At 74.5% G+C, this 19,381-nt stretch carries 19 protein-coding genes; 14 read left to right on the top strand and 5 right to left on the bottom strand.

Translation table 11 applies throughout. The features are described from left to right. Positions 1-24: 24 nt before the first annotated feature. A complete protein-coding gene (locus OO57_RS30340) occupies positions 25-840 on the bottom strand; it encodes a UbiA family prenyltransferase (protein ID WP_051778449.1) in 816 nt (271 codons plus the stop codon). A 156-nt stretch (positions 841-996) separates the two neighbouring features. On the opposite strand from OO57_RS30340, the gene OO57_RS47015 reads away from it, so the two are divergent. The 5 genes from OO57_RS47015 to OO57_RS41665 all read left to right on the top strand — a co-directional run bounded on the left by OO57_RS47015 (position 997) and on the right by OO57_RS41665 (position 7,066). Continuing rightward, positions 997-2,694, top strand: coding sequence for a serine/threonine-protein kinase (locus OO57_RS47015; RefSeq protein ID WP_051778450.1), 1,698 nt, complete (start codon positions 997-999; stop codon positions 2,692-2,694). 148 nt (positions 2,695-2,842) lie between these two features. Next, complete coding sequence (locus OO57_RS30350; RefSeq protein WP_033255929.1) at positions 2,843-3,901, top strand: type III polyketide synthase; 1,059 nt, start codon at positions 2,843-2,845, stop codon at positions 3,899-3,901. 6 nt (positions 3,902-3,907) lie between these two features. Further along, positions 3,908-4,426, top strand: coding sequence for an isoprenylcysteine carboxyl methyltransferase family protein (locus OO57_RS30355; protein ID WP_033255930.1), 519 nt, complete (start codon positions 3,908-3,910; stop codon positions 4,424-4,426). Then, positions 4,423-5,451 carry an NAD(P)/FAD-dependent oxidoreductase gene (locus OO57_RS30360; RefSeq protein ID WP_033255931.1) on the top strand — a complete coding sequence of 343 codons (1,029 nt, stop codon included), beginning with the start codon at positions 4,423-4,425 and terminating at the stop codon, positions 5,449-5,451. Before OO57_RS30355 ends, OO57_RS30360 begins: the two co-directional genes overlap by 4 nt. Before the next feature lie 142 nt (positions 5,452-5,593). Beyond that, positions 5,594-7,066: an ATP-dependent nuclease gene (locus OO57_RS41665; protein WP_081974076.1), complete on the top strand. Its 1,473-nt coding sequence runs from the start codon at positions 5,594-5,596 to the stop codon at positions 7,064-7,066. Here the strand turns inward: OO57_RS41665 and OO57_RS30365 are convergent. Further along, complete coding sequence (locus OO57_RS30365; RefSeq protein WP_033255932.1) at positions 7,063-8,379, bottom strand: cytochrome P450; 1,317 nt, start codon at positions 8,377-8,379, stop codon at positions 7,063-7,065. The genes OO57_RS41665 and OO57_RS30365 overlap by 4 nt on opposite strands. Before the next feature lie 82 nt (positions 8,380-8,461). Here OO57_RS30365 and OO57_RS30370 point away from each other — a divergent pair, with 82 nt between their 5' ends. The 7 genes from OO57_RS30370 to OO57_RS30400 all read left to right on the top strand — a co-directional run bounded on the left by OO57_RS30370 (position 8,462) and on the right by OO57_RS30400 (position 15,233). Beyond that, positions 8,462-8,704 carry a hypothetical protein gene (locus OO57_RS30370; RefSeq protein ID WP_033255933.1) on the top strand — a complete coding sequence of 81 codons (243 nt, stop codon included), beginning with the start codon at positions 8,462-8,464 and terminating at the stop codon, positions 8,702-8,704. A 145-nt stretch (positions 8,705-8,849) separates the two neighbouring features. Further along, entirely contained in the window at positions 8,850-9,785 is a 936-nt protein-coding gene (locus OO57_RS39970) for a hypothetical protein (RefSeq protein WP_051778451.1), read from the top strand. 1 nt (position 9,786) lies between these two features. Continuing rightward, positions 9,787-10,347, top strand: coding sequence for a DUF6529 family protein (locus OO57_RS30380; RefSeq protein ID WP_063737674.1), 561 nt, complete (start codon positions 9,787-9,789; stop codon positions 10,345-10,347). 132 nt (positions 10,348-10,479) lie between these two features. Next, on the top strand, positions 10,480-11,931 hold the full coding sequence (locus tag OO57_RS30385) for a catalase (protein WP_033255934.1): 1,452 nt from the start codon (positions 10,480-10,482) through the stop codon (positions 11,929-11,931). Between the two features lie 132 nt (positions 11,932-12,063). Then, entirely contained in the window at positions 12,064-13,083 is a 1,020-nt protein-coding gene (locus tag OO57_RS30390; RefSeq protein ID WP_033255935.1) for a phosphotransferase family protein, read from the top strand. 3 nt (positions 13,084-13,086) lie between these two features. After that, positions 13,087-14,298 carry an acyl-CoA dehydrogenase family protein gene (locus OO57_RS30395; protein WP_033255936.1) on the top strand — a complete coding sequence of 404 codons (1,212 nt, stop codon included), beginning with the start codon at positions 13,087-13,089 and terminating at the stop codon, positions 14,296-14,298. 137 nt (positions 14,299-14,435) lie between these two features. Beyond that, complete coding sequence (locus OO57_RS30400; protein ID WP_033255937.1) at positions 14,436-15,233, top strand: maleylpyruvate isomerase family mycothiol-dependent enzyme; 798 nt, start codon at positions 14,436-14,438, stop codon at positions 15,231-15,233. A 40-nt stretch (positions 15,234-15,273) separates the two neighbouring features. On the opposite strand, the gene OO57_RS30405 is transcribed toward OO57_RS30400, so the two are convergent. From OO57_RS30405 to OO57_RS30415, 3 genes are read right to left on the bottom strand one after another with little or no spacing between them, the layout of a single operon-like run. Further along, the gene (locus OO57_RS30405) at positions 15,274-16,230 is read right to left on the bottom strand and encodes an NADPH:quinone oxidoreductase family protein (RefSeq protein ID WP_033255938.1); all 957 of its coding nucleotides are present in this window, start codon (positions 16,228-16,230) and stop codon (positions 15,274-15,276) included. After that, the gene (locus tag OO57_RS30410) at positions 16,227-17,027 is read right to left on the bottom strand and encodes an SDR family oxidoreductase (protein WP_033255939.1); all 801 of its coding nucleotides are present in this window, start codon (positions 17,025-17,027) and stop codon (positions 16,227-16,229) included. Before OO57_RS30410 ends, OO57_RS30405 begins: the two co-directional genes overlap by 4 nt. Further along, complete coding sequence (locus tag OO57_RS30415) at positions 17,024-17,779, bottom strand: SDR family oxidoreductase (RefSeq protein ID WP_033255940.1); 756 nt, start codon at positions 17,777-17,779, stop codon at positions 17,024-17,026. Before OO57_RS30415 ends, OO57_RS30410 begins: the two co-directional genes overlap by 4 nt. Before the next feature lie 123 nt (positions 17,780-17,902). Between OO57_RS30415 and OO57_RS30420 the strand changes: the two genes are divergently transcribed. After that, on the top strand, positions 17,903-18,529 hold the full coding sequence (locus tag OO57_RS30420; protein WP_033255941.1) for a TetR/AcrR family transcriptional regulator: 627 nt from the start codon (positions 17,903-17,905) through the stop codon (positions 18,527-18,529). Positions 18,530-18,602: 73 nt separating this feature from the next. Next, complete coding sequence (locus tag OO57_RS30425) at positions 18,603-19,352, top strand: DUF2470 domain-containing protein (RefSeq protein WP_051778452.1); 750 nt, start codon at positions 18,603-18,605, stop codon at positions 19,350-19,352. Positions 19,353-19,381: the final 29 nt, after the last annotated feature.

Here is a 19,381-nt window from a genome sequence, read left to right on the forward strand (position 1 = left end):
GCTCAGCCCCGCCCCCGCCCCCGCTCAGCCCCGCAGCCCGTCGCCCAGCAGCAGCACCGCGAGCGCGAGGGCCGCCGCCGCGATCACGGCCAGGAAGGGGGCGCGGCTGCGGGGCGGGGCGAGCAGGGTGGTGAGGGCGGGCGGGGCGGTGACGGCGAGGACCGGCCAGCCGGGGGCCAGCAGCAGGGCGGCCGCGCTCGCGGCGAGGACGGCCGTCGCGGCCGAGGCCCGGCGGCCCAGCCGCTGCGGCAGTCCGCGGACGCCCGCGGCGCGGTCCGCGGCCAGGTCGGGCAGGACGTTGGCGAAGTGCGCGGCGATCCCGAGCAGCGCGCCCGCGCCCAGCACCTGCGGGGCGGGCCAGGGCCGCCCCGGCAGCGCGAGCGTGACGAACGCGGGCAGCAGCGCGAACGCCACCGCGTACGGCAGCCAGGACCAGGCGCTCGCCTTGAGCCGCAGGTTGTACGCCCAGCCCGCCCCCACCGCGACCAGGTGCACCGTCGCCGCGGCCACCCCGCAGGCCGCCGACAGCAGCACGCAGCAGACCACCGCCCACCGGGTGGCCGCGGCGACCCGCCCCGCCGTCAACTTTCGTGCGGCGAGCGGCTTGTCGGTCCGCCCGGCCGCCGCGTCGCGCCGCCGGTCGACCAGGTCGTTGCTCCAGCCGATCGACAACTGCCCGGCGGCGACCGCCCCGGTGGTGAGCACGGTGCCGAGCGGGCCGCGCCCGGCGGCGACGGCCATCACCGCGGTCAGCCCGGTCACGGCGGCCGCCGGGGCCGGGTGGCAGGCCCGCAGCAGGACACCGGTCCGGGCCCGCTCCACCGTCGCTGTGCTGCTCATCCCACCAGGCTAGGCGGTGCGCGGCGGTTCACCGGCGACGACATGGACGAACCGTCAAGATCCCTCGCAGAAGCGGGAATTCACCCGTCCGGCGCGTCCCGATCCCCCGTATACTCCCCCGGCCCGGCCACGCCCCCACGGAAGGAGGAGCCGACGGTGCCGCACCTCGGTCTCGCCGTTGACCAGCCGATCGCCTCGTTGCTCACGGCGGAGTCCGCGAGTTGGTCCTCCGAGTACGGCGAACTCGCCGTGGACCTGTCACTGGTCGTGCTGCTCGCGCTGGTCGTCCGGCTGCTGTCGCTGCCGCTGCTGCGCCGTGCCCAGCAGACGACCAGGGAGCGGGCGGCGGTCTCGGCGTCCGGCGCGGCCCGGGTGCCCGGTGGGGCTCCGACGGCCGCCGGGCCGGTGGTGGCCGAGGTCGTGGCGTGCGTGGTGTTCGCGGCCGGGCTCGAAGCCGCGATGTTCTTCGTTCCCACCTACGGCTTCGAACTCCTGCGCAGCCAGGTGGTGTTCGCGGACACCGACGGCATGGCGATGGATCTCGACCTGAACTCGGACGACGTGATGGTCCGCGCACTGGTCATCGGCGCGGCGCTGCTGGCGCTCTGGCTGCTGTCCGCCCACCTGTCGCGGCGCGCGCTGCTGACCTCCGGGATGCCGCCCGCGGTGGCCGCGGACGACCGGATCCGCCGGCAGGGCCTGCTCCGGCTGGGCCTGTTCGCCGTGGCCGGGGCGCTCGTGCTGCCGATGGGCGTGCTGCTGGCCGGGGCGGTGTTCCAGGCGGTCGCGCTGCTCTCCGCCCGCCGCCTGCCCGCACCGGCCGAATCCACCGGAACGACCGCCGGAACGACCGCCGTCCTGCCCCGACCCGCGACCGCGACCGCACCCGCCACCGCGCCCGTCCCCGCCTTCGTCCCCGCTCCCCCTCCCGCCCCCGCACCCGCCTTCGCCCCCGCCCCCGTCCGGGTGCCGCACCAGCCACTGAACGGGCACGAGCCGCGCCGGATCGGCGGCTACCTGCTGCTGGGCCGGATCGGCGCGGGCGGGATGGGCACCGTGTACCTGGCGCGCCGGGAGGGGGCCGCGACCGAGGTGGCGCTGAAGACGATCAACCTGGAGCTGCTGGACGACCCCGACCTGCTGCGCCGCTTCCAGCGGGAGTCGGAGGTGCTGGCGATGGTGCCGGGCGCGTACACCGCCCGGGTGCTGGACACCGGCGTGGACGCGGGCCGCCCGTTCCTGGCGATGGAACTGCTGGACGGGCGCCCGCTGGACGCGCACCTGCGCGAGCTCGGCCCGGTGCGCTCGCCCGAGGCGCTGCGGGCGCTGGCGCTGGCGCTGGCCGTGGCGCTCTCGGGCGTGCACCGGCTCGGGCTGGTGCACCGCGACCTCAAGCCCGCCAACGTCATGCTCACCTCGGCGGGGCCCCGGCTGCTCGACTTCGGCATCGCCGCACTGGTCGACGGCACCCGGCTGACCATGACGGGCGCGGGCCCCGGCACGCTCACCTACATGGCGCCCGAGCAGTTCGGCGAGGAGCGGGTCGGCACCGCGGCGGACGTCTGGGCCTGGGCCTGCTGCGTGGTGTGCGCGGCGCACGGCGCCAGCCCGTTCGCGGCGACCAGCACCGGCGGCGTGATCCGCCGGATCGTCGACACCGGCCCCGAACCGTCCGCCCTGGCCGCCGTGCACGCCCTCGACCCGGCCCTGGCCGCCGTCGTCACCCGCGCCCTCACCCCCGACCCGGCGGCCCGCCCCGCCGACGGCTCCGCCCTGCTGGCCCTGCTCACCGACGCCCCGCAGGAGGACCTCCGCGCGGAGATCACCCACGGCTGGAACACCCTGCGCCTGTGACCGGCCACCCGGCACGACTGGACGAACGGTCGACCTGACCGGATCGGCACCGGCCCTTCGCCCGCCCCCTGACGGCACGTCACCTCCCGGGACGCGCCCGGCCGGGCGAATTGCCCGGTTCGGGCGGTGTGTTCCCTATCCTGGGTCGGTGACGCGGATCGCGGCTGTGCACGGGGTGCTCCCGGCCCACCGCTACGGACAGCGGGAGTTGACCGGAGCGGTGGCGGCGCTGCGCCCCGGCGGCGACGGGCCCGCGCGGGCCCTCGCGGAGCGGTTCGCGGCGGGTGCGGGCGTGGAGTTCCGGCACCTGGCGTTCCCGCTGGAGCGGTACCCGCAGCTGGAGGGCTTCGGCCGCGCCAACGACGCCTGGCTGACGGCCGCGGCCGAACTCGCCGGGCGGGCCGCCACCGGGGCCCTGCACGAGGCCGAACTCCCGCCCGAGCGCGTCGACTTCGTCGTCTCCACCACCGTCACGGGCATCGGCGTGCCGTCCCTGGAGGCCCGGCTGGCGGCCCCGCTGGGCCTGCGCGAGGACGTGCGGCGGCTGCCGCTGTTCGGCCTGGGCTGCGCGGGCGGCGCGGCGGGCATCGCGGCCCTGGCCGACCTGCTGGCGGGGCGTCCGGACGGGGTGGCGCTGCTGCTGGCGACCGAACTGTGCTCGCTGACGTGGCAGCGCTCCGACGGCTCGGCGGCGAACCTGCTGGCCACCGCCCTGTTCGGGGACGGCGCGGGCGCGCTGGTCGCGGTCGGCGACGCCGTCGACCGCCCCGGCGCGGAGGTGGTGGCGACCCGCAGCCGGTTGTACCCGGGCACCGAGCGACTGCTCGGCTGGGAGGTCGGCGACTCCGGGTTCCGGATCCTGCTGGGCGCCGAACTCCCGGAGCTGGTACGGCTGTTCGTGGGCGAGGAGGTGTCCTCCTTCCTGGCCGCGCACGACCTCAAGCCGGGTGACGTGACGGCCTGGGTCTGCCACCCGGGCGGCCCGCGGGTGCTGGACGTGCTCCAGGAGGAACTCGGCCTGCCCGCAGCGGCGCTGGCCCCGAGCCGGGCCTCGCTGGCGCGCTGCGGCAACCTCTCCTCGGCGTCGGTGCTGCACATCCTGCGGGACGTGCTGGCGGCCGATCCCCCGCCGCCGCCCGGCTCGTACGGGCTGGTGCTGGCCCTCGGCCCCGGCTTCGCGTCCGAACTCGTCCTCCTACGCTGGTAGTTGCCGATGACCGCCTACACCGTCCTGATCGCCCTGGTCGCCGTGGAGCGGCTGGCCGAACTGCTGGTCGCCCGCCGCAACGCCGCCTGGAGCCTGGCCCGGGGCGGGGTCGAGTACGGGCGGGGGCACTACCCGGCGATGGTGGTGCTGCACACCGGGCTGCTGCTCGGCTGCCTGCTCGAAGTCCACTACGCGGCAAGGCCGTTCGTCCCGGTGCTGGGCTGGCCGATGCTGGCGCTGGCGCTGGGCGCGCAGGGGCTGCGCTGGTGGTGCATCCGGACGCTGGGGCCGCGCTGGAACACCCGGGTGATCGTGGTGCCGGGCCTGCCGCTGGTGGTCGGCGGCCCGTACCGGTGGCTGCGGCACCCCAACTACCTGGCGGTGGTGGTGGAGGGCTTCGCGCTGCCGCTGGTGCACACGGCCTGGGTGACCGCGCTCTGCTTCACCCTGTTCGACACCTGGCTGCTGGCCACCCGGCTGCGCTGCGAGGAGGCCGCGCTGCTGCGCTGCCGGGTGCTCGCGTGATCGACCTGCTGGTGGTGGGCGGCGGCCCGGCGGGGCTGGCCACCGCGATCCACGCCGCGCGGGCGGGGCTGTCCGCGACCGTACTGGAGCCGCGGACGACGCCGATCGACAAGGCCTGCGGGGAGGGCCTGATGCCGGGCGCGGTGCGGGCCCTGGAGCGGCTGGGCGTCGAGGTGGCGGGCCGCCCGTTCGCGGGCATCCGCTACCTGTCCGCGGACGGCGCCCGCACCGCCGAGGCCCGGTTCCGCTCCGGCCACGGCCTGGGCGTGCGCCGCACCGCCCTGCACGCCGCGCTGGCCGCCCGCGCCGAGCAGCTCGGCGTCCACCGCCTGGCCGCCCGCGCCGACGGCCTGCACCTCACCCACCAGGCCGTCACCGCAGCCGGGTTGACCGCCCGCCACCTGGTCGCGGCGGACGGCCTGCACTCCCCCGTCCGCCGCGCCCTCGGCCTGCACCGGCCCGCCCCCGGGCGGCTCCCGGCCCGGTACGGGCAGCGACGGCACTTCGTGCTGGAGCCGTGGAGCGACCTGGTCGAGGTGTACTGGTCGCGGCACGCGGAGGCGTACGTCACGCCGGTCGCGGACGGGACGGTCGGGGTGGCCGTACTGGGCAGCGAACGCCTCCCGTTCGACCGCCAACTCGCCGCCTTCCCGGCCCTGTTGCGGCACCTGGACGGCGCGCAGGCCGGCCCGGTCCGGGGCGCGGGCCCGCTGCGGCAGCGGGCGGGCGCCCGGGTGCGGGGCCGGGTGCTGCTGGTCGGCGACGCGGCGGGCTACCTGGACGCGCTGACCGGCGAGGGCGTCGCACTGGCCCTGGCCTCCGCCGAAGCCGCGGTCCGCTGCCTGGCCGCTGGCCGCCCCGCCGCCTACGAACGGGCCTGGCACCGCGCGACCCGCCCCTACCGGCTGCTGACCTCCGCCCTGCTCACCGCCCGCCACCACCCCTGGCTGGGCCCGCACATCGTCCCGCTCGCCGCCGCCCTGCCCCCGGTCTTCGGCGCCGCGGTCAACCTGCTGGCCCGCTGACCAAAGGCCCCCTGACTCCTACAGAGTCCCATCAGGGGCCGTCCACCACACGCAAATTGCTGCGCCACTTCCTGCATTTAGGGCACATGCGCCTCCGGAACGCCCTAACCTGTCTCCCACTGATCACCACAAGGAGCCAGCGATGAGCACTCGCCAGCATGCTGCGACTATATCCCCACTGACCAGCGATTGGAATACAGCACGATACTCAGAAAAAGGATGGCCCCAATTTCTTGATGCCATTACAATAAACGGACTCCGCGGCTGGAAAGGGGAGACGATCGAGTTTCGATTCCCCGTGACGGCAATAGCTGGCGAAAATGGCGCAGGGAAAAGCACAATACTTAAGGCTGCAGCCGCTGCATATGGGGCGCAATCTGGCCCCGGGAAACTAAGAGTCTTCTATCCCGATGACTTTTTCCCGAATACCCCATGGGAGCAGGTCGAAGGAGTCAGCTTCGTCTACCAGTTCCACACCGGCGCCACTGCAAACACCCTCAACCTTCGAAAGAGAACCAAGCGGTGGCGCGGGATGCCCGAACGGGCTGGGCGGCCAGTCTTTTTCCTTGACATTAGCCGAACCCAGCCGATCGACACACTGATCGGGTACGGCAAAATAGCCAAGCAGTCCACATTCAGTGGAGATGAGACAGAGTTCCCCGACGCAGATCGAAAAATGCTCGCGCGCATTATGAATAAATCATATACTGCTGGAAGGATGGCCAAGTACGAGCAGAAGCAAATTGGCATTCTATCGACCCTTGAGGGGGAGTACTCAAACTTCCACCAAGGCGCCGGAGAGGATGCAACTACGGACTTGGTAGCTCTGCTCAGGGGAGCACCAAGGAACTCTCTAGTGATCATTGACGAAGTGGATTCGTCGCTGCATCCCCGCGCTCAAAGGCGGCTAATGGCTGAACTTTTTGCAATTTCAAGATCGCAGCGAATTCAGTTCATCCTCTCAACCCACTCGCCCTATGTGCTAGAGCAGCTGCCAACCGAAGCTCGCGTCTACGTCCAGTCAAGAAAAGGCGCTCGGGAGATAATCTACGGTGTGACCCCAGACTTCGCAATGTCCCTAATGGACGATCAGGAGCACACGGAACTCACAGTATATTGCGAGGACGTCGAGGCCGCCGTCCTTACGGATGCACTAATTTCACATGAAATCCCAGAAATACGCCGCCGTATCTCAATTACTCCCGTAGGGCCAGCGGCCACAGTTCGCACCCTTGGCGAATTGGCTGCAAAAAATAAACTTCCTGGGATTTCTATCGCAGTCCTGGATGGAGATCAAAGCCCGGGCAGTGGGTGCGCAGTTCTACCCGGTGGAGAAGCTCCAGAAAAAGTGATCTTTCGCGACGCAACCGATGAATATTGGGATCTCGTTGCGCAACGAATGGGCGTTCGAGTCGGAGACCTCCTTGACGCAGTCGAAGATGCGGTAAGGATAGAGAACCATCACGCCTGGACCAGAAGAGTTGCAGAAAGCCTAGGCCCTCGCGTTCGCGCTTCTCGCGTATGGGAGGACTTCGCTTCGGTATGGGCACAAACCGTAGTTTCTTCAGAGGAGAGGAAAGATTTCGTCGAAAAATTTTCCACTCTTCTAAGCTAATCCCGCTCGCCCAGCAGCATCGGCTGCGGCCCGGGCGACAGCACCAGCCGCGGCACCGGCCGCACCGGGCCGGGGCCCGCGGGGCGCAGCTGCCACCGGCCCGCGACGGTGGCCAGCGCCAGCGCCGCCTCGGTCAGTCCGAAGCTGTCGCCCAGGCACTTCGTCGCCCCGGAGCCGAAGGGCAGGTAGGCGCCCCGCGGCGGCCCGTCCGCGAACCGGTCCGGGTCGAACCGCTCCGGGTCGGGGAAGAGTTCGGGCCTGCGTTGCAGCAGGTACAGGCAGCAGACCACCAGCGCCCCGGCGGGGAGCCGGGCCCCGCCGAGTTCGGTGGGCCGGGTGGTGGTGCGGCTGATCGCCCAGGCGGGCGGGTAGAGCCGCAGGGTCTCGCTGATCACCCGTGCGGTGTAAGGGAGTTGCGGCAGGTCCTGCCAGCGGGCCGGGGCCCCGGCCGGTCCGGCGTCCAGTTCGGCGTGCAACCTCCGTTCCACGTCGGGGTGTTCGGCGACCAGGCGGAGCGACCAGGCCAGGGCGGAGGAGGTGGTCTCGGCCCCGGCCAGCACCAGGGTGGCGACCTGATCGGCGAGTTCGCGCTCGCCGAGCGGCCGCCCGTCCTCGTCGCGCGCGGCCAGCAGCAGCGCGAGCACGTCGCCGCGGTCGATCCCGCGGGCCCGGTAGTCGGTGATGATCGCCGCCACTCCGGCGTGCCAGGTCGCCAGCGCCCGCCGGTAGGCGCGCCGCGCCGGGGTGGGCAGCAGGTCGGCGGCGGGCAGCACCACCCGCAGGTAGATCCCGCGCAGCAGCACGTCCAGGGCGCCGCGCAGGTCCTCCGCGGCCCGCGGCGGCAGCCCGGCCGAGAACAGGGTGCGCACGGCGACGGCGGTGGTGAGCCGGAACGCCTCACGGGTGACGTCGACGACCTGCCCGGCCCGCCACCCGGCGGTGAGCGCCGCGGCCTCGTCCGTCATCGCCGCGGCGTAGTGCGGCAGCAGCGCGCGCCGGAAGGCGGGCTGCACGATCCGGCGGAGCCTGCGGTGCTCGGCGTGCGGGCAGGAGGCCAGCCCGTTGCCCAGGAACGCCCGGATCTTCGCGTACAGCGGCCCCGTCCGGTCGTACGCCACCCGGTCGGCCAGCACCCGCTGCACCAGCTCCGGCTCGCTGACCACGTACATCTCCCGCGGCCCGACCCGCACCCGCACCGGGTCCCCGTAGCCGGGCAGGGTGTCGAGGAAGGCCAGCGGCCGGGTGAGCAGCGCGGGCAGGTGCCCCAGCAGCGGCACTCCGCCGGGGGCGGTGACGGGTCGGGTGGCGCGCACGGACGACCACGATACGTGGCGTACTGGGCACCCGGGGTGACATCAACGGGACGTTGCGGGCGCGGCGCGGGACACTGGAGGCATGAGCGAGTCCGGAGACATATTCCACCCGCCGGTCGTGGTCCGCCCGCCGACCCGCGGGCAGCGGCCGTACCGGCGGGTGGAGATCTACGGACGGACGGTGGGGCGGGCGACCGGGCCGCAGGACGTGGTGGAGCTGATCCGGCACGCGGGCGTCGCCGAGCCGGACCTGGACGATCCGGCCCTGGTGGCCTGGCGCGGCGGCGACCGCACGGTGTGGGAGCACCCCGCCGGGGAGGAGTAGCCGCGGCGCCGGGGCGGACGGACCGGTGGGCCTTCCGGGGCAACCTGGTCCCCCCTGGTGCGGAGCGGCCCGGCTCTGGAGTGGCCGGGTGGCGGGCGGCGGGGGTGGATGGTGTTCCAGTGCCGCGCCGTCCCCTGGAGCCCCGATGCCCCGTACCCGCCGTGTCGCCGCCGCCGCGGTGCTGTCGCTGACCGTCCTGTCCGCCCTGCTCTCCGCCGCGGGCTGCTCGGCGCCCGCGGACCTGAACGCCCCGCCCGCCGCCGACTCCCCGTCCGCGGCGGCCCCGGCCTCGGGTTCCGGCCCGTCGGTGTCGGCGTTCGCGACCTCGGTGGGGACCCGGGTGGCGCTGGCCAGTGTCGGCAGCCTGGGCCCGATCCTGGTGGACGCCCAGGGCCGCACCCTGTACCTGTACGGCGCCGACACCTCGGTGCACGCGAGCTGCCTGGACGAGTGCGCGAAGTCCTGGCCGCCGGTGACCACCCCGGGCTTCCCGCTGGCCGGACCCGGCGTGGACGACGGGCTGCTGGGCGCGGCGGCGCTGCCGGACGGGACGGCGCAGGTGCTGTACAAGGGCCACCCGCTGTACCGCTACGCGGGCGACCGCGGCCCGGGCGAGACCGCCGGGCACACGGTGGCGGACCCCCGCGGCACCTTCTACGCGGTGACCTCGCTGGGCGACCCGGTGGGCGTCGACATCGCGACGCTGCGCGGGACGGGCGGCGCGGTGCCGAGCCCGGGCGCCAGTGCGGGCGCGAGTGCGGGCGCCAGTGCTTCGGCGGGCGCCCCGGCCGCGGACCCCAACGCGGACCCCAACACCGATCCGAACGCCGATCCGAACGCCCTGGCCCAGGCCCCCGCGCAGACGCCCGCACCCGCCGCCCAGCAGCCCGCCCAAGAGCCCCAAGAGCCCCAAGAGCCCCAGCAACCCCAGCAGCCCCAGCAGCCCGCCCAGGTCCCGGTCGAGGTGCCCCCGGCGCAGGCTCCGGCCCAGGCCCCGGCCGAGGAAGCCCCCGCCGCGGAAACCCCGGCCGTGGAGGCCCCCGCCGAGGAGGCCCCCGCCGACGGCTCGCAGGAGGGCTGAGGTGGCGCCCGGTCGCCGTCCGGGCGGGTCGCCCGCCGGGTCGCTGCCGGTGCTGCTGGCGGTGCTCGCGCCGGTGGCGGTCGCGCTGGGGCTGCTGTGGTTCGGGCGGGTGCACGTGCCGGATCCGGGGCGGAGCCTGTTCGGGGCGTCCGGCGAGGACGCGCTGCGGCTGAAGTCGTGGCTGGGTTCGGCGCTGTTCGGGCTGGCGCTGGTGCAGGTGGTGCTGGCGCTGGCGCTGTACCGGCGGGGCCCGGCGGCCCGCCCGGTGCGGACGGGGCACCGGGTGGGCGGCTGGCTGGCGTTCGCGCTGTCGCTGCCGATCGCCCAGCACTGCCTGCTGGCGTACGGGGCGCGGTTCACGGACGTCCGGGTGGGCCTGCACTCGGCGGCGGGGTGCTTCCTGTACGGGGCGTTCGCGGCGAAGGTGCTGCTGGTGCGGCACGGCGGGCTGCGCGGGTGGGTGCTGCCGGTGGCGGGCGGGGCGCTGTTCTGCGCGGTGGGGGTGCTGTGGTGGTCGGCGGCGCTGTGGTTCCTGAACGGGTACGCGGCGCCCGGTTTCTGAGGGTCACCGGGCCGGGCCCCGCCGGTTGTGGGCGGGCCCGGCCGGTGTTCGAGTGGAGGGCAGTCGCGGCGGTCGACCCTCGCCGCCGCGCGGCTACGGCGCCCCGGCGGGTGCCCGAGGAGGATTCCCCCGATGTCCCAGCACGTTCCCTCCACCACGAACAGCGCGGGCGTCCCGGTCGAGAGCGACGAGCACTCGCTGACCGCGGGCCCGGTCGGCCCGGTCCTGCTGCACGACCACTACCTGATCGAGAAGATGGCCCAGTTCAACCGGGAGCGGGTGCCGGAGCGGGTCGTGCACGCGAAGGGCAGCGGCGCGTACGGCTCCTTCGAGGTGACCGAGGACGTCAGCCGGTTCACCGTCGCGGACCTGTTCCAGCCGGGGAAGCGGTGCGAGGTGCTGGCCCGGTTCTCCACCGTGGCGGGCGAGATGGGGTCGCCGGACACCTGGCGCGACCCGCGCGGCTTCGCGCTGAAGTTCTACACCGAGCAGGGCAACTACGACCTGGTCGGCAACAACACGCCGGTGTTCTTCGTCCGGGACCCGATGAAGTTCCAGGACTTCATCCGCTCGCAGAAGCGCCGCCCAGACAACGGGCTGCGCGACCACGACATGCAGTGGGACTTCTGGACGCTCTCGCCCGAGTCGGCGCACCAGGTGACCTGGCTGATGGGCGACCGCGGCATCCCGCGGACCTGGCGGCACATGGACGGCTTCTCCTCGCACACCTACCAGTGGGTGAACGCGGCCGGGGAGCGGTTCTGGGTGAAGTACCACTTCCGGACCGACCAGGGCAACGAGTTCCTCACCCAGGCGGAGGCGGACCGGCTGGCGGGCGCGGACGGCGACCACCACCGGCGCGACCTGTTCGAGTCGATCGAGGGCGGCGCGCACCCGTCCTGGACGCTGCACGTGCAGGTGATGCCGTTCGACGAGGCGCGGGAGTACCGGTTCAACCCGTTCGACCTGACGAAGGTGTGGCCGCACGGCGACTACCCGCTGATCGAGGTCGGCCGGCTGACCCTGAACCGCAACCCGGAGGACCACTTCGTCCACATCGAGCAGGCCGCGTTCGAGCCGTCCAACCTGGTGCCGGGCATCGGGGTGTCGCCGGACAAGATGCTGCTCGGCCGGATCTTCTCCTACCCGGACACCCACCGGTACCGGATCGGGCCGAACTACGACCAGCTGCCGCCGAACCGGGCGCACGTGCCGGTGCACTCGTACAGCAAGGACGGGCCGATGCGCTTCGACGCGGCCCGCACCGCCCGGCCGTACGCGCCGAACTCGTACGGCGGCCCGGCGGCCGACCCGTCGCCGTGGGGCGGGCAGCCGGGGTGGGACGTGGCGGGGCGGATGGTGCGCGAGGCGTACCCGCTGCACCGGGAGGACGACGACTGGGGACAGGCCGGGACGCTGGTGCGGGAGGTGCTGGACGACGCGGCGCGCGAGCGGCTGGTGGCCAACATCGCCGGGCACCTGCTGGACGGGGTCTCCGCGCCGGTGCTGGAGCGCGCCCTGCAGTACTGGCGCAACGTCGACCGGTCGCTGGGCGACCGGGTGGCGGCCGCCGTGGCCCGCTGACGCCCTTCCCTGCCGCCGCCCGTCCGGAGCGCCGTTCCGGGCGGGCGGCGGCGCGCGTTGACAAGTCCCCCCGCCGGGCCGATCCTAAGCAAGCGCTTAGTCAGCACGCCCCGACCCCTGCGAGGTGCCCCGATGACCACCGCCGCTCCGCCCGGACTGGACCTGGAGAGGCTGCGCGCCCACCTGGACGCCGCCCTGCCGGCCCCCGTCGCGGGCCCGCTGACGGCCCGGCTGTTCGAGGGCGGCCGGTCGAACCTGACCTACCTGGTCGAGGACGGCGCCTCCCGCTGGGTGCTGCGCCGCCCGCCGCTCGGGCACGTGCTGGCCACCGCGCACGACATGGGCCGCGAGCACCGGGTGCTGGGCGCCCTGGCGGGCACCGCCGTGCCGGTCCCGCGGCCGGTGCTGCTGGTCGAGGACACCGACGTGATCGGCGCGCCGTTCTACCTGATGGAGTACGTCCCGGGCACCGCCCACCGGGACGCGAAGGCGCTGGCCGCGCTCGGCGAGCAGCGGGTGCACGCCCTGGGCGGGCGCCTGGTGGAGACCCTGGTCGCCCTGCACGCCCTGGACCCGGACGCGGTCGGCCTGGCCGGCTTCGGCCGCCCCGAGGGCTTCCTGGAGCGCCAACTGCGCCGCTGGGGAAAGCAGTTGGACGCCTCGCGGAGCCGCGAGGTGCCGGGCGCGGACGAGCTGCACCGCCGCCTCGCCGACACCCTGCCGCCCTCCCCCGCGCCCGCCCTGGTGCACGGCGACTACCGGCTGGACAACGTCCTGGTCGACGCCGAGGACCGGATCGCCGCCGTCCTGGACTGGGAGATGTCCACCGTCGGCGACCCGCTCACCGACCTGGGCCTGCTGGTGATGTACACCGAACTCGCCCGCCGCTTCGACGGGTTGCTCCCCGGCGCGGCCCTCGCCCCCGGCTTCCCGTCCACCGCCGAGATCGTCCGCCACTACGCGCAGGCGTCCGGCCGGGACGTCTCCGGCCTCGGCTGGTACGTCGCCTTCGCCTCCTTCAAGCTGGCGGTCGTCCTGGAGGGCATCCACTACCGCTACACCCGGGGCGGCACCGTCGGCGCGGGCTTCGACCGGGTCGGCGAACTCGTGCCGCTGTTCGTCGAGTTCGGCACCGGATCGCTGGAGGGCTGACCCATGGACTTCTCCCACGACGCCCGGACCACCGAGCTCCTCGGCCAACTCGCCGCCTTCATGGACGAGTTCGTCTACCCCGCCGAACCGGTGCTGGCCGCCCAGCTCGCCGACCCGGCCCGCGAGCCGTGGTCGGTCCCGCCGGTGGTCGGCGAGTTGCGGGCCGCCGCGAAGGCCCGCGGCCTGTGGAACCTCTTCTTCCCCGGCGAGCTCGGCGCCGGGCTGACCAACCTCCAGTACGCGCCGCTGGCCGAACTCACCGGCCGCTCCGTCCTGTTGGCGCCGCCCGCGCTCAACTGCGCGGCGCCCGACACCGGCAACATGGAACTGCTCGCCCAGTTCGGCACCCCCGAGCAGCGCGAGCGCTGGCTGCGGCCGCTGCTGGACGGCGAGATCCGCTCCGCCTTCGCGATGACCGAGCCGGACGTCGCCTCCTCGGACGCCACCAACATCACCACCCGGATCGAGCGCGACGGCGACGCGTACGTGGTCAACGGCCGCAAGTGGTACATCACCGGGGCGATGAACCCGGACTGCAAGGTCCTGATCGTGATGGGCAAGACCGACCCGGCCGCCGAGCCCCACCGCCAGCAGTCGATGGTCCTCGTCCCGCGCGACACCCCGGGCGTGCGGGTGCTGCGCGGCATGCGGGTGTTCGGCTACCCGGACGAGGACCACGGCGGGCACGCCGAGATCCTCTTCGAGGACGTCCGCGTCCCCGTCGCGAACCTGGTCGGCGAGGAGGGCGGCGGCTTCGCCATCGCCCAGGCCCGCCTCGGCCCCGGCCGGATCCACCACTGCATGCGGGCCCTCGGCATCGCCGAGCGCGCCCTCGAACTCACCTGCCGCCGGGTCAGCTCCCGGGTGGCGTTCGGCCGTCCGCTCGCCGACCAGGGCGTCGTCCAGGACTGGATCGCCGAGGCGAGGGTCCGGATCGAGCAGGCCCGGCTGCTGGTCCTGAAGACCGCCTGGCTGATGGACACCGTCGGCAACCGCGGCGCCCACACCGAGATCCAGGCCATCAAGATCGCCGTCCCGTCCACCGTCGAGTGGATCCTCGACAAGGCCGTCCAGGCCCACGGCGCCGCCGGGGTCAGCCAGGACACCCCCCTCGCCCAACTCTGGGCCGGCAACCGCACCCTGCGCCTCGCCGACGGCCCCGACGAGGTCCACCGGCGCTCGCTCGCCCGCCGCGAGCTGCGCAAGTACCGCTGAGGGCCGCGGGCCCGGGGCGCCGGTGCCGCAACACCGGTGCCCCGGGCGGGCGGTGGAGGCGGGCCGTGGGGGCAGGCCGTGGGGGGCGGCGGCGAAAACCGCTGTCCGATCACCGGACGCGGTGGTAGACATCCGGCGTGGAGAAGAACCCTCAGTTCCCCGACCTGCTCCGACTGATCGACGAACGGTCGACCGCCTTCCGCGCCGCGGTCGCCGCCGCGCCCGACCTGGACGCACGGGTGCCGACCTGCCCCGAGTGGACGCTGTTCGACCTGGCGAAGCACCTGGGCGGGGGCGACCGCTTCTGGGCCGCCATCGTCGGCGCCGGGCCCGCCGACGGCCCCCCGGCCGAGGCCGTCGCCGCGCGCGCCGCCCTGGAACCGCCGCGGGAGCGCGAGGCCCTGCTGGCCTGGCTGGCCGCGTCGACGCAGCTCCTGCTGGGCGCCCTGCACGGGGCGGGCCCGGACGCCGCCTGCTGGACGTGGTGGAGCGCCCTGCAGTCGCCGCGGTCCTCCGGCGCAGTCGCCCGGCACCGGGTGCAGGAGACCTCGGTGCACACCTACGACGCCCAGCTCGCCGGGGGCGCCCCGCAGCCGCTGCCGGTCGGGGTCGCCCTCGACGGCGTCGAGGAGTTCCTGTTCACCTGCGTCGCGTCGCCCAGCGCCTGGCCGCACGAGCCCGCGACCTTCGAGTTCCACGCCGCCGAGGGCCGCTCCTGGCTCCTCACGGTCGACGGCGACGGCGCACGCTCCACCCGCATCCCCGCGCCCACCGACACGGGCGCGGACGGCCCGGGCGCGGCCGGTGCGTCCGTCCACGGCCCGGCCGGCGAGCTGGTCCTCTACCTGTACGACCGCGTCCCGGCCGAGTCCCTGCGCATCGGGGGAGACGCGGGGCTGCTCGACCTGCTCCGCGCCTGGGAGCCGGAGGAGTAGGACGCGACGGATCCGGCCCCGGGCGCCCGGGGAGGACCGCTCAGGGGACGATCGCGAGGCGGCCGGTGGTGGTGCCGGCCGCGAGGTCGTGGACGGCGGTGGCGGCCGACTCCAGGGGGAGGCGGGCGGAGACCAGGGGGCGGGGGGCGAGGGCGGTGAGGGCCGCGTGGCAGGCGCGGACGGCGGCGGGGTCGCGGGTGGCGTAGAGGCCCCAGTGCAGGCCGAGCAGGGAGTAGTTCTTCACCAGGGCGTGGCCGAGCGGCGGGGCGGGGATCTCGCCGGAGGCGAAGCCGACCAGGACGATCCGGCCCTCGAAGGCGACGCACCTGGTGGAGCCGGTGAAGGCGGGGCCGCCGACCGGGTCGAAGACCACGTCGGCGCCGCGGCCGCCGGTGGCCTCCTTGACGGCGGTGACGAAGTCCCCGGCACGGCGGTCGACCACCACGTCCGCGCCCAACTCCCGTGCGACGGAGGCCTTCTCCGGTCCGCCGACCACGGCGATGACGAACGCCCCGGCGGCCTTGCCGAGTTGGACGGCGGCGCTGCCGACGCCTCCGGCCGCGGCGTGCACCAGGAGGGTCTCGCCGCGGGCGAGGCGGGCGCGCCGGTGCAGGGCGAACCAGGCCGTCTGGTAGGCGATGTGGAAGCCGGCGGCTTCGGCGTCGTCCAGGTGGCCGGGGGCGGGCAGGGCGGTGGCGGCGTTCATCAGGGCGTGCTCGGCGAACGCCCCGGCGGGCAGCTCCGCGGTGCCGATCAGGCGTTGACCGGCCCGCGGCCCCTCGGTGACCTCGCCGCAGAGTTCCACGCCGGGGGTGAACGGCAGCGGCGGGCGGACCTGGTACTGCCCGGCGGCCATCAGCGCGTCGGGGAAGTTGACGGCCGCGGCCCTTACCCGGACCAGGAGTTGGCCCGGTCCGGGCACGGGGAGGTCGGCGTCCGGGACGAGTTCCATCACGTCCAGGGGTGCGCCGGTGCGGGTGATCCGCCAGGCTCTCATCGGGCCTCGATCTCCTGCTGGAGGCGGTTCATGCCGCGCAGCCAGCGGTCGGGGGTGGTGGCGCGGGCCGCGTACTGCCCGGCGGTCTCGGGGTGCGGGAGGATCAGGAACTCGTCGGCGGCCATCCCGCGCAGGGCGGCGGCCGCGGCCTCGGCGGGCTCGATCGCCGTGGGGGCGAGCAGGACCTGCCCGTGGGTGCCGGTGCCGTCGAGCATCCGGGTGCGCACGCCCTGCGGGCACAGGGCGTGCACCTTCAGGCCGCGGTGCCGGTAGGTGGCGGAGAGCCACTCGGCGTACGCGAGGGCGCCGTGCTTGGTGACGGCGTACGGGGCGGAGCCGAGCATGGTGAGCAGCCCGGCGGCGGAGACGGTGGCCAGGTAGCGGCCGGTGCCGCGCTCCAGCCAGTCGGGCAGCAGCAGGCGGGTGGCCCGCACGTGGGCGAGCACGTTGACCTGCCAGGCCAGTTCCCAGGCCTCGGGCCCGGCGTCGGGGCCGCCGGTGGTGGCGACGCCCGCGTTGGCGCAGTAGAGGTCGATCGCGCCGAGGCGGTCGCGGGCGGCGCCGATCAGGGCGGCGACGCCGTCCTCGCCCGCGGCGTCGCCGGGGACGGCGTGCCCGCCGGTCTCGGCGGCGACGGCGCGGGCCGCGTCGGCGTCGAGGTCGTTGACCACCACCCGGGCGCCGGCGGCGGCCAGGGCGCGGGCGAGGGCGGCCCCGATGCCGCGCCCGGCGCCGGTGACGACGGCCCCGGCCCCGGCGAGGTCGGCCCCGCCGGGGGCGGGCCGGGGCCCGCTCACAGGCCGCCGCCGAGGGTGACGCCGCCGTCGACGACCAGGGTCTGGCCGGTGATCCAGGCGGCGTCCTCGGAGAGCAGGAAGGCGACGGCCCCGGCGATGTCCTCGGGGAGGCCGAGGCGGCCGAGGGGGTAGGCGCGGGCGACCTTCTCCTCGCGGCCCTCGTAGAGCGCTTCGGCGAACTTGGTCTTGACCACGGCGGGGGCGACGGCGTTGACCCGGACGGCGGGGCCGAGTTCGGTGGCGAGTTCCATGGTGAGGCGGATCAGCGCGGCCTTGGAGACGCCGTACATGCCGATGCCGCTGGAGGACCGGATGCCCGCGATGGAGGCGACGTTGACGACGGCGCCGCCGTGCTCGCCCATCCAGGCGGCGTGGGCGCGGCGGGTCCAGGCCAGCGGGGCGAGCACGTTGACGGCGAGGATCTTGGCGGCGGCGGCCGGGTCGGTGTCCAGGACCGGGCCGTAGACGGGGTTGATGCCGGTGTTGTTGACCAGCAGGTCGAGGCGGCCGTAGGTCTCCATGACGCGGGCGACGGCCTCCTCCTGGTGCGCGGCGTCGTCGGACTTCCCGGCGACGGCGATCGCGTGCCCGGGCCCGCCGAGCTCCTTCGCGGCCTGCTCCAGGGTCTCCGCGGTGCGGGCGGTGAGGCAGACCTTCGCCCCGCGCCGGACCAGCTCCCGGGCGATGCCGAACCCGATGCCCCGGCTCGCGCCGGTGACCACGGCCACCTTGCCCTCGAACGACACTGCCATCTCGTACCTCGCACCTCTCCGAACCGATGTGACTAAGCGCTTGCTTAGCATCTTGGCGGCGGGCGACACTGTCAACAGCCCGACCCGCCGGGGCGGGCCGGAGCCGTCTGGGAGGATTGCCCCATGACCGACCCAGCGACCGCCGAACTCTGGCCCGGGGAGCGCACCGAGGCCGCCCGGCGGCTGCTGCTGGCCGCCGTGGACTCCTTCGCCCGCCGCGGCTACCACGCCACCACCACCCGGGACATCGCCACCGCCGCCGGGATGAGCCCGGCCGCGCTGTACATCCACTACCCGTCGAAGGCGGCACTGCTCGCCGAGATCTCCCGCACCGGCCACCGGGCCACCCTGGAGCTGGTCGAGCGCGCCGAGGCCGCCGGGTCGGACCCGGTGGAGCGGATGCGCGCCCTCGCGGAGTCCTTCACCGCCTGGCACGCCCGCGGCCACACCGTCGGCCGGATCGTCAACCACGAGCTGCACGCCCTGCCCGAGGAGGACTTCGCGGCCGTCGCCGACCTGCGGATCCGGATCGAGGAGACGGTGCTGCGGATCATCGCGGACGGGGTGGCGCAGGGCCTGTTCCGCGTCCCCGACCAGCGCACCGCGGCCCGCGCCGTCACCTCGCTCGGCATCGACGTCTCGCGCTGGTACACCGAGCGCAGCAGCGAGTCCCCGGAGGAGCTGGGGCGGCGGTACGGGCAGCTGGTGCTGCGGATGCTGGGCGCACCGGCCGGGCGGGTCGGCGACTGAGCGCACCCCGGCACTGGACCTCCGACCCCCTTCTTGATTAGGTTAGCCTTACCTAAGCAGAAGGAGGCTCCCCGTGCTGCCCCAGCCCGCCCGCCGCCCGTCCGCCGCCGAACGCGCCCGCACCCTGCTGGAGCACGCCTCCTCCACGGTCCTGGACGTCCACGGCGCCGACCTCACCGCCCGCCCCGGCCTGCCCCCGCAGGTCGCCTGCGCGCTGCGGCCGGACGGCTCGGTGGCGGTGCTGGTCAGCCGCGAGTCGGCCCTGCACCGGATCACCGCCCTCGCCCGCACCCCGCTCACCGCCGAACTCGACTGCGTGGACGTCGCCCCCGTCGCCCTCCCGCACCGCGTCCGCGGCCGCCTCCTGGTCCGCGGGCAGCTCACCCGCTCCCCCGGCGAGAGCGCCGCCGCGCTGTTCCCCCGCCACGGCCACCACGGCGACGTCCTGCTCCGGCTGGAGCCCGAGCACCTCGCCCTGGACGACCTGTGGGGCTCCGAGTGCTGCGTCGACCCCGACGAGACGGCCGCCGCGAGCCCCGACCCCGTCGCCGCCGAGGAGACCGGCCTCCTCCAGCACCTGGCCGACGCCCACGCCGACCAGCTCCTGCTGCTCGGCACCCGGGCCCTGGACCACCACCGGCCCACCGCCGAGCGCCTGCACGGAGTCCGCCCGGTCGCCCTCGACCGCCACGGCCTGCGGGTGCGCCTGCTCCTCGGCGACGGCAGCCTGGACGCCCGCTTCGACTTCCACCGCCCCGTCACCCGCCCCGACGACCTCCCGGAGGCGATGCACCGCCTCTTCGCCCCGACCCTCACCCCCTGAAGCACCGGGCCCGGAAGGGGCGCGCACTC

This window comes from Kitasatospora phosalacinea, assembly GCF_000717185.1.
GTDB lineage: Bacteria > Actinomycetota > Actinomycetes > Streptomycetales > Streptomycetaceae > Kitasatospora > Kitasatospora phosalacinea_A.

Bases quoted from the DNA above. Each gene is read 5' to 3' on its own strand.
- OO57_RS30415 (WP_033255940.1), bottom strand. From the start codon at position 17,779: ATGGCAGTGTCGTTCGAGGGCAAGGTGGCCGTGGTCACCGGCGCGAGC.
- OO57_RS30355 (WP_033255930.1), top strand. From the start codon at position 3,908: ATGACCGCCTACACCGTCCTGATCGCCCTGGTCGCCGTGGAGCGGCTG.
- OO57_RS30340 (WP_051778449.1), bottom strand. From the start codon at position 840: ATGAGCAGCACAGCGACGGTGGAGCGGGCCCGGACCGGTGTCCTGCTG.
- OO57_RS30390 (WP_033255935.1), top strand. From the start codon at position 12,064: ATGACCACCGCCGCTCCGCCCGGACTGGACCTGGAGAGGCTGCGCGCC.
- OO57_RS41665 (WP_081974076.1), top strand. From the start codon at position 5,594: ATGAGCACTCGCCAGCATGCTGCGACTATATCCCCACTGACCAGCGAT.
- OO57_RS30395 (WP_033255936.1), top strand. From the start codon at position 13,087: ATGGACTTCTCCCACGACGCCCGGACCACCGAGCTCCTCGGCCAACTC.
- OO57_RS39970 (WP_051778451.1), top strand. From the start codon at position 8,850: ATGCCCCGTACCCGCCGTGTCGCCGCCGCCGCGGTGCTGTCGCTGACC.
- OO57_RS30420 (WP_033255941.1), top strand. From the start codon at position 17,903: ATGACCGACCCAGCGACCGCCGAACTCTGGCCCGGGGAGCGCACCGAG.
- OO57_RS30370 (WP_033255933.1), top strand. From the start codon at position 8,462: ATGAGCGAGTCCGGAGACATATTCCACCCGCCGGTCGTGGTCCGCCCG.
- OO57_RS30385 (WP_033255934.1), top strand. From the start codon at position 10,480: ATGTCCCAGCACGTTCCCTCCACCACGAACAGCGCGGGCGTCCCGGTC.
- OO57_RS30405 (WP_033255938.1), bottom strand. From the start codon at position 16,230: ATGAGAGCCTGGCGGATCACCCGCACCGGCGCACCCCTGGACGTGATG.